Below are 16,413 nucleotides of genomic sequence, written 5' to 3' on the forward strand. Positions count from 1 at the left end.
CGAAGTCCGTGACGGGGAAGGACAGCAGGCCGGAGCCCATGATGGATTTGAGGTCTTGCGGGTTCATGGTGGTAGCGGGGCTGGTGGGTGGTCAGGGTTTCAACAGGTCGTACACAGGTCGTACAAGTGGCCTGCAGCGCCCTGTTTCACGGGATTCATGCAAGGCCCAACGAACTTGCAGGCCGGCTTGGGCAGCATCGAAGCCAAGCAGGATCTCGCTTCAAACCGCGCCAAAAGGCTGCAATGGATGAATGTTAACGTTAACATTCTCGCAAACCATAGGGAAAACCCTTTGTCATGCGACAACACCCCTGTTTTTTGCGGAGTCTCATTCGAGCGGTGCCTGCCTGACGCCAAGGAACATCCCGGCCAGGCGCAGCGCCGCGCCACCCGCACGGGTGGCCCCCAGCCCTACCTGCCTACGGCACCGCTGGGGCTGCCGCGAACACCTCGATGGCTTCGAGCGCCGACACCGACCGGCCGGCCTTGCCATCACCCACCACCACCAGCCGTGCCAGGCCGCGTGCCAGCGGCTGCCCGTCCATGCGGTAGGCGATCAGCACGCGCTTGCCACCGAGATCGGGGCTCATCTCGGCCAGGGACACCAGGGCCTGGTAGCCGTCCGCCCCGGTGGCCACCAGGTACATGGCCTGCAGGTTGGCGCCGCTGTCGCCATCGGCCTGCAGCGCCGCCGAGGTGTGCAGCAGGCTCCACAGGTCCACCCCGGTGTAGCGGCGCCCGCCCACCTCGTGCGTGACGGCCGGCAGCGCATGCAGCGCCGCCTCGTCCAGGCGCAGGGTGTTGCCCACCGCGCCCAGCACCTGCACGGCCTGCGACACGGCGGCACCGCTGCCCGCGCCGACCGAGCCGGACGAGCGCACCTCCAGCCGCGTGAGGCCGGCCACGTAGCGGCTGCCCTGCACGTCCCCCGGCGCGGTGATGCGCAGCGAGGCAGGCCCGGCTTGCTCGCCGCCCCCTGCCCCGCTCTCGGCATAGGCGAGGATGCTGCCCTTGTTGCCAAAGTCCGGGTGCAACTCACCCACCGAGAACACGGCGTTGTAGCCCTCGGCCCCGCTGGCCAGCACATAGCGGCCCAGGGCCACCGCCCGCTGCCCATGGGCATCCGCGGCCGTGGCCGACTGCAGCGCGCAGGCCTGCAGCAGCGGCCACAGCGCCGCACCGGTGTAACTGCGCGCCTGCGGCCCGCTGTCGTCCTTGAAGGCCACCTTCTGCTGCACCACGCCCTGCTGGCGCAGATCCATTACCGCCTCGCTGGGCGTGGTGTCCACCGCGCACACGACCTGCACGCGGGCGCTGCCGTCTGCCTGGGTGGCGCATCCCTGCACCAGCCCGAAGGCGGCAATGCAGAGCGCGGCCTGGAGGGTGATCGGCAAACTGCGCTGGCTGTGCATGGGGTTCCGTCCATATTCTGGTGATGGGCCCATTCTGGCACTGCGAGCGGCACGAAACGCATGGGTTGTACCTTGTTTCCGAAATACGGACCGCTCGGCTTGGTAGGCTTCTTGCATGCAGCCGTGGCCATGCTCCCCCTGCCGCTCCTCAAGCCACCCACCCCGCATGAACCATGAGCCCAATTTCTTTCACAACCTGCGCCAGGAGCTGAGGGACGGCTGGCGCTGGCTGGAGCGCTCCATCGTGCTCGCCTACGCCTGCGCCGCCGGGCTGTGCGTGGTGGCCTTCACGCTGCTGGCCGATGCCGCGTTCGAAGTGTTCCTGCACATCTACCACTGGCAAGGTGGCTGGGCGGTGCTGCTGTGGATGCCGGCCGTCACCGCGGCCGTGGTGTGGGCCACGCGACGCTGGGCACCGGGTGCGGCGGGCTCGGGCATACCGCAGGTGATTTCGGCGCTGGATTCCACACTGGAGACGGCGCGGCGTGGGCGCTTCGTCTCGCTGTGGCTGTCGTTCGCCAAGATCGTGCTGGCCAGCGCGGGCTTCCTCGCGGGGCTGTCCATCGGGCGCGAAGGCCCCTCAGTGCAGGTGGCGGCCGGCGTCATGCACCATGCGCGCCGCTGGTTCGACCACCGCTCGGGCATCACGGCCCATGCCTTGCTGGTGGCCGGCGGGGCAGCGGGCATTGCGGCAGCCTTCAATGCGCCGCTGGCCGGCGTGGTGTTCGCCATCGAAGAACTCTCGCGCAAGATGGAATCGCGCAGCAGCGGCGTCATCATCGCCGCCATCGTGCTGGCCGGGCTGATGGGCGTCTCGGTGTTCGGCAACCTGAGCTACTTCGGCCGCATCCAGGTGCCCCACCTGGGCTGGGACGCACTGCTGCCCGGCCTGTGCGTGGCGCTGGCCTGCGGCGTACTGGGCGGGCTGTTCGCCAAACTGCTGACGGCCTCGCTCACCGGCACCTCGGAGCGCGCCTGCCGGCTGCGCGCGCGCTTTCCGGTCCGCTTCGCGGCCATCGGCGCACTGGTGGTGGCGGTGATCGGCCTGGCCACCGGCGGCGCGACCTTCGGCGCCGGCTCCGAAGCGGTCAAGCACATGCTGGCCGGCGAGGCGGACATGCCGGCGTTCTACGTCACGCTCAAGTTCGTTGCCACCTGGCTGTCGGCCTGGCTGGGCGTGCCAGGCGGCATCTTCGCGCCCTCGCTGTCCATCGGCGCGGGCGTGGGGCAGAACGTGTCGCTGTTGCTGGGCCCCGACATCGCGCCCGCACTTATCGCCATGGGCATGGCCGCCTTCCTGGCCGCCGTCACGCAGGCGCCGCTCACGGCCTTCATCATCGTCATGGAAATGGTCGACGGGCACGCCATGGTGCTCAGCCTCATGGCCGCCGCCATGCTCGCCAGCCTGGTCTCGCGCATGCTGGCGCGGCCGCTGTACGAAACCCTGGCGCTGGCCATGCTGCAGTCCATGGCGCCACCGCCGGCGCCCTCACCAATCCCTTCGCCCGCGCCTTTGCCGACACTGGCACCCAGGGCGGTGCCCCCTCCTGCACCACCGGCTTGAACCACGTGCGCAGCGGCCCGCGCGGCACCGTGAACCTGGAGCGGCCGGCCCGGAGCTGATCGCAGCAACCGCAGCCGCATGACTGGGAGGCGGCTCACAGGCTTTGCCCTATTGGAGTCCACTGTGATCGCCGCCACAATCCGAGCGCCCACCTTTGACGCCACGGCCACCATGACCGCAGACCCCATCGACCTCTTCCTCGCCCAATCGCCCTGGATGCCCAGCCTCACCGCCGAGGAGGCCGCGCGCGTGCGCAAGGCGACCACGGTGCGCAGCTACCCCGCGGGTGGCGCGGTGTTTTCGAAGGGCACGCCCACGGCGCACTGGGCCGGGGTGATGCAGGGCATGCTCAAGCTGGACAACATCACCGCCGAAGGCCGCACCAGCACCTTTGCGGGCGTGCCCTCGGGGGCTTGGTTCGGCGAGGGCTCGGTGCTCAAGGACGAGCCGCGGCCCTATGCCGTGACGGCGCTGACCGACAGCGTGGTGGCCCTGCTGCCGCGCAGCGAGTTCCTGCGGCTGCTGCACGAGAGCCATCCGTTCGCGCTGTGGCTGATCGGCCAGCTCAACGCGCGCCTGGCGCACTACGTGGCGCAGGTGCAGACCGACCGGCTGGGCGACACCACGGCGCAGGTGGCCTACAGCCTGTCGGGCCTGTTCAACGATGCGCTGTTCCCCAACACCGCGCGGCGCATCACGCTGTCGCAGGAGGAGCTGGGGCGCCTGTCGGGCGTGTCACGCCAGGTGGCCAACCGGGCGCTGCAGGAGCTGCAGGACCGCGGCGCGATCCGCCTGGGCTATGGTTCCATCGAGGTGATCGACCTGCAGGTGCTGCAGGCCATCGCACGAGAAGGCTGAGCGCTCAGCCTGCGGGCTCTGCCTGAACCTGCGCCAGCCTGGTGATGGCCTCGCGGCTGCCCGCGATCTCGCGCAGGCGGAACTTCTGGATCTTGCCCGTGGCCGTGCGCGGCAGCAAGTCGAAGACGACCTGGCGCGGGCACTTGAAGCGCGCCAGGTGGGTGCGGCAGAAGTCGATCAGTTCCTCGGCGCTGACGCTGCCCACGGCCTCGGGCTTGAGCTCCACGAAGGCGCAGGGCACCTCGCCCCAGCGCTCGTCGGGCTGGGCCACCACGGCGGCCAGCAGCACGGCGGGGTGGCGGTGCAGCACGTCTTCCACCTCCACCGAGGAGATGTTCTCGCCGCCCGAGATGATCACGTCCTTGGAGCGGTCGGTGATCTGCACATAGCCATCGGGGTGCAGCACCGCGATGTCGCCGGTGTGGAACCAGCCGCCGGCAAAGGCCTTGGCCGTGGCGCCGGGGTTCTTGAGGTAGCCCTTCATCACCGTGTTGCCGCGGACCATGATCTCGCCGGCCGTCACGCCATCGGCCGGCACAGGTTGCAGCGTATCGGGGTGCAGCACACGCAGTTGCTCCAGCGCGGCGGCGCGCACGCCCTGGCGCGCCTGCAGGCGGGCGCGTTCTGCAGCGGGCGCCGTGGCCCAGCCCGGTTGCTGGACGCAGCTCACCGGCGTGCCCGAGACTTCGGTGATGCCGTACACATGGTCCACGTCGAAGCCCATCGCGGCGATCGCCTGCAAGATGGCGGCGGGCGGCGGCGAGCCCGCCGTGAGCACGCGCACCGGGCGCGGCAGCACGATGCGCTCGTGCGCCGGTGCATTCGCCAGCATGGCCAGCACCGTGGGCGCGGCGCAGAAGTGGTCCACGCCATGCGCGGCAATGGCCTCGAAGATGGCCCGGGCCGTGACCTTGCGCAGGCACACGTGCGTGCCTGCGGCTGCCGTGACGGCCCAGGTGAAGCACCAGCCGTTGGCGTGGAACATGGGCAGCGTCCACAGGTAGACGGGTCGGCGCGGCATCGCCCAGTCGGTCATCTGCAGCAGGCTCATGAGGTAGGCGCCGCGGTGGCTGGGCACCACGCCCTTGGGGTCGCCGGTGGTGCCCGAGGTGTAGTTCAGCGCGATCGGGTCCCACTCGTCCTCGGGCCACAGGCCTTCAAAAACCGGGTCGCCCTCGGCCAGCAGGGTTTCGTAGTCGAGCACGCCAAAGGCCGGCTGAGCGGGCAGGCCCGCATCGTGGATGGCGACCACCAGCAGCGGCTGCGCCAGGCCGGCGACGGCCTGGGCCGCAAGCGCCGCGAATTCGCTGTCCACCAGCAGCACGCGCGCCTCGCCATGGCGCAGAATGAAGCCGATGGCCTCGGCGTCGAGCCGGCAGTTGATGGCATTGATGACCGCACCGCTGAGGGGGATGCCCAGGTGCGCCTCCAGCATCGCCGGGGTGTTGGGCGCGAGGATGGCCACGGTGTCGCCGCGCAGCACACCGCGCCGTGCCAGGGCGCTGGCCAGGCGGTAGGCGCGCTCGCGTGTCTGTGCCCAGGTCTGCGTGCTGCCCGCGTGCACCACGGCAATGCCATCGGGATGCACCTGCGCGCTGCGGTCCAGAAAGCCCAGCGGCGTGAGCGGCAGGTGGTTGGCGGGGGTGCGCTCCAGGCCATGCTGGTAGGGGCTGCGGTGGGGGCTGTGGCTCATGCGGGTCTCCATTTTTTTGGGGCACGGTCAGGGGTGAAAGGTGGTGAACGACTCGACGCTCTCGCGTTCGGTCACCAGCGTGTTCTCGATGCAGGCCGGGTCGGCATGGCCCAGGCCCATGCCGCAGACCACCATCTCGGTGTCGGGGATGCGCAGCTCGGCATGGATGACCTGGTGAAACCTGGTGAACGCCACCTGCGGGCAGGTATCGAGCCCGCGCGCGCGGGCCGCCACCATCACGCTCTGCAGGAACATGCCGTAGTCGAGCAGGCTGCCGGCCTGCAGGGCACGGCTCACCGTGAAGATCAGCCCCACGGGCGCATCGAAGAAGCGGTAGTTGCGGCCGTGCTGGGCATGCATGCGCGCCTTGTCGCCCTTGGCGATGCCGAGCAGGCCATACAGGTCCCAGCCCACCTTGCGGCGCCGGTCCACATAGGGCGAAACCCAGTCGATGGGGTAGTAGTGGTAGGGCTCGGTGAGGGCCGCCGCCGCATCGCCGTCGTTGTCGACGGCGACGATGGCGGCGCTCAACCGCTCCTTGGCGGCACCCGTGAGCACATGCACGCGCCAGGGCTGGGTGTTCATGCCCGAGGCCGCATGGCGCGCCACGTCGAGGATGGAATGCACCTCATCCGGCCCCACCGGCGTGGGCAAAAAGGCGCGGATGCTGCGCCGCGAGACGATGGCCCAGTCCACCGCCTGGCGCAGCGGCCGGGCCGCGATGGGGGCCGCACCGGGCAAGCGGTCGGGGTGTGCGATGGCGGGGCCGGGCGCGGCCGTGGGCAGGGGTGAACAGGTCATGGCGGCATGCTAGGCATGGCCGCCGTGCATGACTGTCGATGCGATGACATTTCGGGAAATCCCGGGGCCCCGGTGTCTCTGGCGCCGCCTCAGGGGAGAAAGAGCACCAGCCCGAACACGGCGAAGAGCGTGAGGTGCATCAGCCCCTGGATCGGCGAGCTGCGCTGCCCGTTGAAGCCCAGCATGGAGAGCGCGACCGTCAGCACCAGCAGCACCACCTCGGTGCCCGACAGGCCCATGGCCATGCGCTGGCCCGTGGCCACGCCGATGAGCAGCACGGCCGGCACCGTGAGGCCCACGGTGGAGACAAAGGCCCCCAGGCACAGGTTGAGGGCGCGCTGCATCTCGTTGGCCATCGCGGCGCGCACGGCGGTGATGGATTCGGGCGTGAAGACGATGATGGCGATGAGCACCCCGCCCACGGCAGCAGGTGCGCCGGCCGCCGCAATGCCGTAGTCGGTGACGATGGCCAGGTAGTGCGCCAGCAGCACGATGGGCAGCACAAGTGCCAGCAGCACCAGCGAATGCACGAGCGCAGCGCGCCGGCCGGCGCCCGGCTGCTGCGGTGCCAGTGCCAGTGCCAGCGCCGGCGGCGATGCCGATGCCGGCACCGCCATGCTGCCGGCCGCAGGCTGCAGGAAGTAGCGCCGGTGGCTGCGCATCTGCAGCCACAGGAAGGCCGCGTACAGGCAGGCCGTGAGGGCGGCCATGCCCAGCGCCTGGGGCGTGGAGAACGCGCCCGCCCCGCCCAGGTGGTTGGGCAGCACCAGCGCCGTGCCGGTGAGCAGCACGATCATGGCGAGGTAGGCCGAGGCGCCCTGGGCGTTGTACTCCTGGTCGCCGTGGCGCGCCGCGCCGGCCACCAGGCAGATGCCGATCACCAGGTTCATGATGATCATCATCACCGCGAAGATGGAGTCGCGGCCGATGGCCGAGGAGTCGCCCGGGCCGAGCAGCACCGAGGCGATCAGGATCACCTCGATGGAGACGATGGACAGCGTGAGCACCAGCGTGCCATAGGGCTCCCCGAGCTGCTGCGCGAGGTGGTCCGCCTCGTGCACCACCCCGAACGAGGCCGCGAGGATGGTGGCGAACAGCACGCCGAAAGCGACGGCCGCGACACCCGGGCCCAGCGGCGCCGCCAGCCAGGTGCTGCCGAAGGCGATGAAGAGACCGGCCACCAGCCACGCGCCGGCCAGCAGGGCCCAGGTGGCGGGCGCCACCAGGCGCGCAGGACCCGGAGCTGCCGCCCGGGCCTCAGGGGCTGGAGGGACCGACGGATGGGAAGGCGCCACAGCGCTGCGACGCGAAGTACGGGAGGTACCGGGGGTACGGGGAGTGCGGGGGGTGAGAGGGTTCGGCCTGTCCATGTCGTCCACCAGGGGGAAAACAAGGGCCGTCCCCCGGTGTCGGTACACGGCCGAAGTCGTCCACGGCCTGGCTGGCGCAGGGTGCGCAAGCGCTGCCATTTTACCACCCTCTCCACCCGCAATCCAGGCCGCGCACCCGGCGCCTGCCCCGCGGTGGGCCCTGGACCGTTGCGTTTTCGGGGGTTTATCCCGCCTAGCGCAACCAGCGCCCGAAGCGTAACCTGTTGTCACAAACACGGGGGCAATGCGATGGCCCACACGCTGCGCGACCGGTATGCAATGACCTCCATGGCACTGGGGGCCCTGGGTAGTGCTTTTGCCTTCGTTCTGGTCCTGCGCGCGGTCTTCCCGCAGCTGGCCTTGGGCAGGGGTTTCGCCGATGCGGTGGAGCCCGGCATCCACGCCGCGATGATCCTGCTGCTGCTGGGCGCCGCTCTGTGCCTGCGCGCCTTCCCCGATACACACCGACCTGCCCAGGCAGCGGCCTCGCTGCTGGCGCTGGCGGCCGGCCTGTACAGCGTGCTGGCCCTGTGGCGCGCGCTGGCAGGGCCCGATGCGGCGGCCACCCTGCCCGGCTTCCTCAGCGGCGGCAGCCTGCAGGCCGCGAGGACCCACAGCATCTCGCCCAATGGCGGCGTGGCCTTCATGGCGTGCGCGGCCGCCCTGTGGTGCGCCGCCCCCATGCGCCGCCCCCGCCACCGGCGCGCCGGGCGGATGGCGCTGGCGCTGCTGGCCACCGTGGCCACCCTGGGCCTGGCCGGCCACCTGATGGGGCTGGAGCTGCTGTACCGCGTGGCCTCGCACAACCAGATACCGATGAGCACGGCCGTGGCGCTGCTGGTGCTGGGCGCGGGCATCTGGCAGTTGCGCGACAGGGTCCCCGTCGACCGGACACGCGACCCGCAGTGGCTGGAGCGGCGCATCACCTACCGCGCCATCACTGCGCTCACGCTGGTCGCCGTGGGCGGGGGCATCGCGGGTTTTGTCGCCATGCGCGAGACCTTCGAAAAATCGGTGCTGCAGGCCATGGAGCAGTCGGCCCGCACCTATGCGCTGGCGCTGGACGACGCACTGCGCAGCAGCCTGGCGCTGTCGGCCGCCGCCGGCGACCGCCCCGCGCTGGCCGAGGCCATGGCGCGGCTGAACGCCTCGCCCCGCGACACCCAGGCCAGCGAGCAGCTGGACGCGCAGACGGCCGACTTCCTAGTGGGTGGTGTGGACGGGGTGCGTTTTCTCGATGCGCGCGGGCACCTGCTGCGTTCGGCCGGCCTGTTCCTGGGCGACAGCGCGCGCTCCATCGAGCCGCTGGACATGGACGGGTCGCAGCAGGCCGAGCTGCGCTGGAACGCCGGCTATGTGCTGCGCACGCTGGTGCCGGTGCGCCAGGGCGGGGCGGTGGTGGGCCAGGTGGTCATGGAGCAGAAGCTTCGACTGTTCGACCGCCTGATGGACCAGATGCGCCGCTCCACCGAATCGGCCGACGCCGTGATCTGCAGCCGCCGCGCCGACGTTGCCGCCTGCGCCCCGAGCCGGCTCTACACCGCGCCCTTCACCGTGCCGCTGTGGACGGCCGCGGGCAAGCCCAGCCTGCCCATCAGCCTGGCGCTGCTGGGCCAGAGCGGGGTGAGCTATGCCCGTGACCTGCGCGGCGTGCCGGTGGCGGCCGGCTACAGCCCCATCGGCAGCTACGGCCTGGGCCTGGTGCTCAAGACCGATGTCACCACGCTGTACGCGCCCCTGCGCGGGCAACTGCACCTGATCGCGCTGTCGGTGCTGGTCCTGGTGGCCGCCGGCACCTGGGCGTTGCGCGGCCGTGTGCAGCCGCTGCTGGCCACGCTGGTGCAGGAGCAGCAGCGCACCGCCGACATCCTGAGCACCGCGGGCGACGCCTTCATCGCCGTCGGGGCCGATGGCCGCGTGACCGACTGGAACCCCGAGGCGGCGCGCATGTTCGGCTGGAGCGCGGCCGAGGCCATCGGCCGGGACATGGTGGCGCTGATAGGGCCGCGCATTCCCCCGCATGCGCCGCTCACGGCCCACGCCCAGCTGCTGGACCTGGGACGCAGCCTGGCCGCGGGCCGCCCCGCCGAGCTGCTGGGCCGCCACCGCAATGGCAGCGAGGTACCGGTGGAGATGATGATGGCGGTGCAGTCCACCGCGAGCGGCCCCGTGGCGAATGCCTTCTTGCGTGACATCCGCGCGCGCCGCGAGGCCGAGCAGCGCCTGGCGCGCACCGAGCAGCGGCTGCGCGACGTGCTGTGCAACCTGCCCGCCGTGGTCTGCCATTTCGATGTCCGCCAGCGCTGCCTGTTCGCCAACGACTACGCGCTGCAGTCGCGCGGGCTGATCGAGCGCCCGCAGGTCGGCCTGTACGCCCAGGAGCTGCTCGGCGACGTGCAGTATGCGCTGCACCTGCCCTACCTGCTGGAGGCGCTGGCCGGTCGGCGCGCACAGTTCGAGGGCTGCGTGGACCACGAGGGCACGCCCCGGCACCTGCAGAGCCACCTGATCCCCGAGTTCGATGCCGGTGCTGGCGAGGGTGGCGACCCGCCGGCGGTGGTGGGCTTCTACCTGATGTCCTTCGACGTCACCGCCCTCAAGGAGCTGCAGCTGCGCCATGAACGCACCGAGCGGCGGCTGCGCGCCATTGCCGACAATCTGCCGGTGATGATCACCTACATCGACCGCGCCCACCGGCTGCAGTTCCTGAACCACACCTTCGAGGAGTGGACGGGGCTTCCCATCGAGCATGCCCTGGGCAAGCCGCTGCCCGAGGTGATCGGCCCGGCCCTGTATGCCCAGCGCGCAGACCCATTGCGCCGCGCCCTTTCGGGCCAACGTGTGCAGTTCGAGGTGGAGTCCGAGGCCCTGGGCATCCGGCGCATCCTGCAGACCGACTACATCCCCGACATGCTGGCCGTGGGCGAGGTGCTGGGCATCTACACGCTGACCACCGACGTGACCGCCATCCGCCAGTCCGAGCGCCGCATGAAGGAGCTGGCCATGACCGACACGCTCACCGGCCTGGCCAACCGGCGCCAGTTCGACATCCACCTGGCCGCGGCCCTGCAGGCCAGCCAGGTCTCGGGCACCGGCATGGCGCTGATGTTCCTGGACATCGACCACTTCAAGGCCATCAACGACACCTGGGGCCACGCCGCCGGGGACGCGGCCCTGGTCACCATGGCCGAGCGGCTGCGGGAAGCCGTGCGCAGCACGGACTTCCCGGCGCGCATCGCCGGCGACGAATTCGCCGTGGTGCTGCCCCACCTGTCATCGTGCGACGAGGCCCAGACCGTGGCCGACAAGGTGCTGCACGCCATCCGTGAACCCATGCCGATGCAGCACCACCACATGCCCCGGCAGATGACCACCAGCGTGGGCGTGGCCTACCTCGCCCCCGGCGAGCAGCCCGTGCGCCCTACCGATCTGCTCCTGGCGGCCGACCGCGCCCTGTACGCGGCCAAGCACGGCGGGCGCAATGCCTGCGCGGTGCATGTGGTGGATTTTCGGGAGCTGGGGTAGGCACCCGCCATGCGATGGCATGGCGCGCAATAATGGGGCATGCGCCCAGGCTGGAATCCCGTCCGAAGAAACCGCCACATCGGCACCCCGGCCCAGGGCCATGGGGAGGACAACCGGCTGGCCATCCCGGAATCCCGGCACGACCGCAGCTTCTTCTACGAGCGCCTGGGCACCCATGCGACTTTCACGCAGCGGGTCAGCGGTCACTACCTGCGATTCTTCGTGCAGCCCACCCTGGCCGGCTGGTTCCACCCCTGCTCCGTCGAAGATGCACTGGCGCTTCTTGAGCACGTGCCGCCAGAGGATCTCGCAGTTCTCGATTTCATCGTGATGCGCCAACCCACGCGCAAGCAGCGCATCCTGCGGCCAGTCTGGGGGCGGGCAGTGTTCTCTTTCGAGATGCCACCCCATGCCGGGACGGCCATTGTTCTCGAAGCGCAGCACCTGGAGCCCACCGTCTGGCGCAATTCATTGGGGCCCGAAGACCGGCGCGAGCTGGACAGGCTGCAGGCCGATGGCCACCAGATCCGCAAGACCCGGCGCACCATCATCATCGCACCCACGGCGGCCAGTCTGCGCAATACCGTGCTGTACCGAACCCTGCTGCACGAGCTGGGCCACCATGTGGACTACAGGCGCTTTTCAGCCGACGAATGGGACAGCCGCCCTTCGCCGCAGAAGGAGGACTATGCGCACCGCTATGCAACGGAGCACGGAGCCAGGCTGCGGCAGACGGGGTCGGTTCCGTTCGATTCGCAGCGGGACACCGACCTGCGCTTGGCGCATGGGTTGAAGGACGAATGGTTTTGCGCACCCTGACGGGCACGACGAACATCCAACGTTTGCAGTGAACAGCCCCACGATCTACGACGCCGACAGCCAGCCCCATGCGCTGCAGTGGCGCGCACTGGACGGCGCCGAACGCATACGCGCCGTGGTGCATTTTCACGTGCAGCACGGCATCGCGGTGCCAAACCTCAAGTGGCACGCGCTGATGCACGTAAACGTCGAGAACATGCTCCTGCCCGCGCGCAGCCCGATGTCACGCGCCCTGCAACGACTGCAGGACCAAGGTGTTGGCCGGCACGACGCCATCCACACGTTTGCGGCGGTTGCGCTTGCGCATCCGGTGGACGATCTCACGGGAGACCCTCGGCTGTCTCCACGAGAACGGCAGTTGGCCTTCAACAGCGCCATCGATGCACTGACACGAGAGCAATGCCATCGCTATGTGGACAAGGCCCGGAAAATGTTCAACCTGGGCTTGCCCTTCGATCGGGCCCGTTCAGATACCTAGAAACTGGCCCGACCCATCAGCGCCGGAGCCCCCATGCTCACCCTCGACCACCTGACCCTCATCGCCCCCACGCTCGAAGAAGGCGTGGCCCATGTGCGCGAGTGCCTGGGCATCGACATGCCCGCGGGCCGCCAACACCCCGACATGGGTACCCACAACCGGCTGCTGCGCCTGGGCGAAGATGTGTACCTCGAAGTCATCGCCATCGACCCCACCGTCCCCGCCCCGGCGCAGGCGCGCTGGTTCGGGCTGGACGACCAGGATGCCGTGCGGGAGGCATGGAACCGCGGCCACCGCCTGCGCGGCTGGGTGGCGCGCACGCAGCAGATGGACGCGGTGCTGGCGCAGCACGGGCACCTGCTGGGCCGCAAGACCCAGCTGTCTGCCGGGGCCGCGCCGCCCTACTTCTTTGCCATTCCGCCCGGGGGCGCGCTGCCGCTCGCAGGTGTGGCCCCCTCGGTGATCGACCGGGGCCAGCGCCCGCCACCGATCGCAGCCATGCCGGATCTGGGGGCGCAGCTTGGCAGTTTCACCGTCGAGCACCCCGACCCTGACATGGTCCGGGACCTGTACGCGGCGCTGGGCATCGCGCACGCGCCCCAGGTGGAAAAGGGCGCTACATTCCGCTACCGGGCGGAGATACGCATGCCCGGCGGCCTGCGCCTGCTGTACTGAGCGGCGCTCCCCCCTCCACTGTCCCCTTGCCAAGACCCGCCATGGCCCTTGATCCCGACGTGCTCCGAGAAATCCAGGGCCTTGTGCGTGGCGGCTTCGAAGACCGCGAGCGCATCGTCGAAATCCTCACCGAGGAGATGTACGCACCCGGTGAGCTCGATGCCGACGCTGTCGAGCAGGCTGTGGATGCGGCCGTACATGAGCACGAGCAGGCCAAGAACAGCTGGCCCGCCACCACCGACTGCAACCGGCTCGATGCTGCGTTCAAGGCGCTGGCACAGCGCGGCGTGATCGCGCTGCACAACGCCGGGTACACGCAAAGCGATGGCTACAGCGATGTGCGGGAGGCCCATGCCGATGCGCCGGACCGGTCGCGCGTCGTGGGCTATTGCTTCTACCACGGGCAGGACCTGGCACGCGCCGTGGACGGCGGGGGGCTGTTCCTGGCCTTTGGCCCGATGGATGCGCGCACGGAGGACACAGAGGGTCCGCGCATCGGCAGGCTGGTCGCCGAAGAGCTGCAGCGCGCCGGGCTGCAGGTGCAGTGGGACGGCACGTTCAACCAGCGCATCCACATCACGGCGTTCGACTGGAAGCGGCGCTGAAGGCGGCGGCCGCCCCTTCCCAGAACGCCCGCCCTGGGCCACGCTGGCGGCGATTCCATGCAATTTGTGGTGTATTGTATGGACACCATGCGCAGCAGCTCCCCGCCCGATCTTGAACAGTTCCTGGACCAATTGGCCCACGAGGCCCACCCCGGCGACCGGCTACCCACCATCCGCGAGCTGATGAAGCGCTTTGGCGCCTCGCAGATGCTGGTGCAGCGCGCCTTCCAGGGCCTCAAGGACCGGGGCCTGATCGATTCGCAGGTGGGCAGGGGCACCTACTTCCGCGGCGCGGGCGCGCGCCCGCCCGCGGCCGTACTGGCCGACGGGGAACCACAACGGGCCAGGGCCACTCCCGCCAGCACGGTGCAGCCCACCGTGAAATCCGTGCTCCTGCTGCGCCGCTCCATCAGCATCGCCCGCGGGCGGGTTCTGGTGGAGGGGCTGCAGCGCCGCCTGGCGGCCGAGGGCCACCGGGTGCTGGAGCTGTCGTACACCGACCCCGACCATGCGCTCACGGTGCTCAAGGGCCTGCCGCGCTTCGATGCCTGCGTGGTGCAGTCCACCTTCAAGGCCATCCCCATCGCCCTGCTGGCCGCGCTGCGCGACAAGTGCGAGGTGCTGGCCGTCGATGGCGCAGCGCTGGTGGGTGCTGACGTGGAGGCCGTGGGTACCGAATGGGGCGAACCGCTGGCCGCAGCCATCGAACAGCTGGTGCAGCAAGGGCACCGTCGCATCGCCTATGCCACCACGGCGCATCCTTTTCTGGCCACCCAACTCGGTCGGCGGCGCTTTGCCCATCTGCAGCACACCCTGCCCGGGTTGGAGCTGACCGAGATCACGCAGGACACGCTGCCGCACGAGGACTACACCGCGCGCCTGGTGCAGCAGCTGCAATCCCGTGCCGATGCCGCCGGCGCCCTGCCCTTCAGCGCCCTGGTGGCCTGGGGCATCGAGGACGGGGCCCTCTTCCAGCGCCTGCTGGCCCAGGCCGGCATCGCCGTGCCCGCGCGGCTGAGCGTGGTGCTGCTGGGCCGCACCGACCTGGCCAACGAGCATGCCGACTTCTTCGACGTGGTGGGCTGCAGCGTGGCCGACCAGGTAGAGGCGCTGCACAGCGCCATTGCCGCGCGCTGGACCGATGCCCACCGGCCCTATGGCGTGCACCTCACGCCGGTGGTGCGGCGCGTGGGCACATCGGTGACGGCTCTAGCCTGAGCTGCCGGGCGCCACGCGCGCCACGCGCGCCACGCGCGCCACGGTCTGCACCGTGAGCGCGACCGATTCGCCCACATAGGCCGCCGCATCCAGCGCCTGCAGCAGGTCGGCCGGCAGCGCGCCCCCCTCGAATGGCGGCAGCGCGCGGATCGCGTCCACAAAAGGCAGGCCCTCGGACTGCGCGCGCTGCGCTGCGGCGTAGAGCAAACGGTGCGCCTCGTGCCGGCCCATGCGCTGGGTCAGCCGCATCATCACGGCTTCGGACGCGATCAGCCCCTGCGTCAGCCCCAGGTTGCGCGCCATGGCCTGCCCGTCCACCACCAGGCCGCGGGCCAGGCGCGCCAGCGTCTCGGCCACCGAGGTGGCGATGATCGCGATCTCGGGCAACAGGGTGTCGGCCACGTTGGTGGCCGATGAGTCGCCCTCGTCCATGCGCACCATGGTGTCCTGCGCGGCCTGGGTGCGCGTGCGCAGCATGCGCGCCAGGCTCACCAGTTGCAAGGCGGTGGAGGGGTTGCGCTTTTGCGCCATGGTGGAGCTGCCCACCTTGCCCAGGTGGAAGGCCTCGGCCACCTCGCCGATCTCGGTGCGCTGCAAAAAGACCAGGTCCTGTGCGATCTTCTGCGCCGTGCCGGCCAGCAGCCCCAGCGCCGCCACGTAGTCGCCCACCCGGTCGTAGGACGAGCGCAGCGGCATATCCGCCGGCTGCAGGCCCAGTTGCGCGGCCAGCCGTGCCTGCACCGCTGGCCCCAGCGGCCCCGTGGCCGCAAAGGTGCCGATGGCGCCGCCCATGCTGGCCGGGAAGGAGGTGGCCAGCCGCTCCGCCAGGCGCTGGCGGCTGCGGCCGAGCTCGTCCACCCAGCCCGCGAGCTTGAAGCCCAGCGTCATCGGCAGCGCATGCTGGCCATGCGTGCGCCCGGCCATGGGCGTGGCCCGGTGCGCCAGGGCCAGCGCGGCCAGCGCGTCGATGGCGCCATCCAGGTGGCCCGCCAGCAATGCGTGCGTGCGCTGCATCTGCAGCGCGCTGGCCGTGTCGAAGATGTTCTGCGTGGTCGCCCCCCAGTGGATGTAGCCGGCCGCCGGCTCGCCGCACAGCGCCTCGAAGCGGTGCAGCACCGGCACCAGCGGGTGCTGGGCAAAGGCGATCGCCTCGGCCAGCTGCGGCAGGTCGAACAGCTCGGCACGCGCGTTCGCGGCAATCACCGGCGCCGCCTCGGGCGGGATCACGCCCAGCTCGGCCTGCGCGCGGGCCAGCGCGGCCTCCACGTCCAGCCAGGCCTGCAGGGTGGCTCCATCGCTCCACAGGGCCTTGGCCTGTGCGCTGAACCAGTGGCCCGTGATGAAGGATTCGAACATTCCGACCGCCATGTGTGCTCCGTTCATACAACCTAGGGT

At 70.2% G+C, this 16,413-nt stretch carries 13 protein-coding genes; 8 read left to right on the top strand and 5 right to left on the bottom strand.

The features are described from left to right. Positions 1 to 419: 419 nt before the first annotated feature. Positions 420 to 1,412: a molybdopterin-dependent oxidoreductase gene (locus tag AC07PF_RS14110; protein ID WP_494612287.1), complete on the bottom strand. Its 993-nt coding sequence runs from the start codon at positions 1,410 to 1,412 to the stop codon at positions 420 to 422. 166 nt (positions 1,413 to 1,578) lie between these two features. On the opposite strand from AC07PF_RS14110, the gene AC07PF_RS14115 reads away from it, so the two are divergent. Then, a complete protein-coding gene (locus AC07PF_RS14115) occupies positions 1,579 to 2,976 on the top strand; it encodes a chloride channel protein (RefSeq protein WP_494612288.1) in 1,398 nt (465 codons plus the stop codon). A 171-nt stretch (positions 2,977 to 3,147) separates the two neighbouring features. Continuing rightward, on the top strand, positions 3,148 to 3,834 hold the full coding sequence (locus AC07PF_RS14120; protein ID WP_494612289.1) for a Crp/Fnr family transcriptional regulator: 687 nt from the start codon (positions 3,148 to 3,150) through the stop codon (positions 3,832 to 3,834). A gap of 4 nt (positions 3,835 to 3,838) precedes the next feature. On the opposite strand, the gene AC07PF_RS14125 is transcribed toward AC07PF_RS14120, so the two are convergent. From AC07PF_RS14125 to AC07PF_RS14135, 3 genes are all read right to left on the bottom strand, one after another. Continuing rightward, a complete protein-coding gene (locus AC07PF_RS14125; protein WP_494612290.1) occupies positions 3,839 to 5,527 on the bottom strand; it encodes an AMP-binding protein in 1,689 nt (562 codons plus the stop codon). 27 nt (positions 5,528 to 5,554) lie between these two features. Next, positions 5,555 to 6,328 carry a nitroreductase gene (locus tag AC07PF_RS14130; RefSeq protein ID WP_494612291.1) on the bottom strand — a complete coding sequence of 258 codons (774 nt, stop codon included), beginning with the start codon at positions 6,326 to 6,328 and terminating at the stop codon, positions 5,555 to 5,557. Between the two features lie 89 nt (positions 6,329 to 6,417). Beyond that, the gene (locus AC07PF_RS14135; RefSeq protein WP_494612292.1) at positions 6,418 to 7,551 is read right to left on the bottom strand and encodes a calcium:cation antiporter; all 1,134 of its coding nucleotides are present in this window, start codon (positions 7,549 to 7,551) and stop codon (positions 6,418 to 6,420) included. A gap of 396 nt (positions 7,552 to 7,947) precedes the next feature. Here AC07PF_RS14135 and AC07PF_RS14140 point away from each other — a divergent pair, with 396 nt between their 5' ends. The 6 genes from AC07PF_RS14140 (at position 7,948) to AC07PF_RS14165 (ending at position 15,018) form a co-directional block, all read left to right on the top strand. After that, positions 7,948 to 11,223 (top strand): sensor domain-containing protein, encoded by a 3,276-nt coding sequence (locus AC07PF_RS14140; protein WP_494612293.1) that lies wholly within the window; start codon positions 7,948 to 7,950, stop codon positions 11,221 to 11,223. Positions 11,224 to 11,262: 39 nt separating this feature from the next. Next, complete coding sequence (locus AC07PF_RS14145; protein ID WP_494612294.1) at positions 11,263 to 12,042, top strand: hypothetical protein; 780 nt, start codon at positions 11,263 to 11,265, stop codon at positions 12,040 to 12,042. A gap of 28 nt (positions 12,043 to 12,070) precedes the next feature. Next, entirely contained in the window at positions 12,071 to 12,520 is a 450-nt protein-coding gene (locus AC07PF_RS14150) for a hypothetical protein (protein WP_494612295.1), read from the top strand. A gap of 33 nt (positions 12,521 to 12,553) precedes the next feature. Then, positions 12,554 to 13,195, top strand: coding sequence for a VOC family protein (locus AC07PF_RS14155; protein ID WP_494612296.1), 642 nt, complete (start codon positions 12,554 to 12,556; stop codon positions 13,193 to 13,195). 41 nt (positions 13,196 to 13,236) lie between these two features. Further along, positions 13,237 to 13,800, top strand: a complete 564-nt coding sequence (locus tag AC07PF_RS14160) for a DUF6891 domain-containing protein (protein WP_494612297.1) — start codon at positions 13,237 to 13,239, stop codon at positions 13,798 to 13,800. Between the two features lie 87 nt (positions 13,801 to 13,887). Continuing rightward, complete coding sequence (locus AC07PF_RS14165; protein WP_494612298.1) at positions 13,888 to 15,018, top strand: GntR family transcriptional regulator; 1,131 nt, start codon at positions 13,888 to 13,890, stop codon at positions 15,016 to 15,018. Here the strand turns inward: AC07PF_RS14165 and AC07PF_RS14170 are convergent. Then, positions 15,010 to 16,386 carry a class-II fumarase/aspartase family protein gene (locus AC07PF_RS14170; protein WP_494612299.1) on the bottom strand — a complete coding sequence of 459 codons (1,377 nt, stop codon included), beginning with the start codon at positions 16,384 to 16,386 and terminating at the stop codon, positions 15,010 to 15,012. The genes AC07PF_RS14165 and AC07PF_RS14170 overlap by 9 nt on opposite strands. Positions 16,387 to 16,413 lie beyond the last annotated feature (27 nt).

It is taken from the genome of Acidovorax sp. GW821-FHT10A04 (genome assembly GCF_059415825.1).